At 64.6% G+C, this 707-nt stretch carries 1 protein-coding gene; it reads left to right on the top strand.

The window, feature by feature from the left end; genetic code table 11:
• Positions 1 to 67 precede the first annotated feature (67 nt).
• The coding region (locus NKH13_RS35550) for a transposase (RefSeq protein ID WP_352917498.1) at positions 68 to 707 on the top strand (640 nt) is incomplete at its 3' end.

Below are 707 nucleotides of genomic sequence, written 5' to 3'. Positions count from 1 at the left end.
CGTTGAAATGACGTAGGATTTGGTTGCTTAAGCCGATCCGAACCATTTCCCGGAGACCACACCCACCATGAACGATCTTGCGCTGCCGCTGAGCGGTTTGTCATCAGTCGGCGGCAAGTCCGTCGTCGCCCGTTTCGACGGCGGCATGCTGTCGTCCAACAGCGGCGTTCTGGCCTTGGCCGAGGTGGAAAAGCGGTTGCGGGTGGCCGAGCGTCTGGCGCGTTGCATCGACGATCCGCGCTGCCCGGACCAGGTCGTCCACAGCCTGGCGGACATGATCGGCTTTCGCATGAAGATGATCGCCGCCGGCTACGAGGACGGCAACGACGCCAACCGGCTGCGCCGCGATCCGGTCTTCAAGATGGCCCAGGATGCGCTGCCGTCGGGTCGGGATCTGGCGTCGCAATCGACGCTGTGCCGGCTGGAGAACCTACCCGGCGTGCGGGAGCTGGTCGCGATGGGACGGGCGATGGTCGATCTCTATTGCGCCTCGTTCCGGCAGGTGCCGAAGCGGATCGTACTCGACATTGACGACACCTTCGACGCTGTGCACGGAGGCCAACAGCTTCGCCTGTTCAATGCCCACCATGACGAGTACGGCTTCCAGCCGATCGTCGTGTTCGATGGTGCGGGACGGTTCGTCAGCGCGATCCTGCGACCGGCCAAGCGGCCGAGTGGGGCTGAGATCCGCCCCCACCTGCGCCGTC

Origin of the sequence: Mesorhizobium sp. M1348 (assembly GCF_040317925.1) — a bacterium.
Taxonomy (GTDB): domain Bacteria; phylum Pseudomonadota; class Alphaproteobacteria; order Rhizobiales; family Rhizobiaceae; genus Mesorhizobium.
This window is presented reverse-complemented; position numbering and strand designations above follow the sequence as displayed.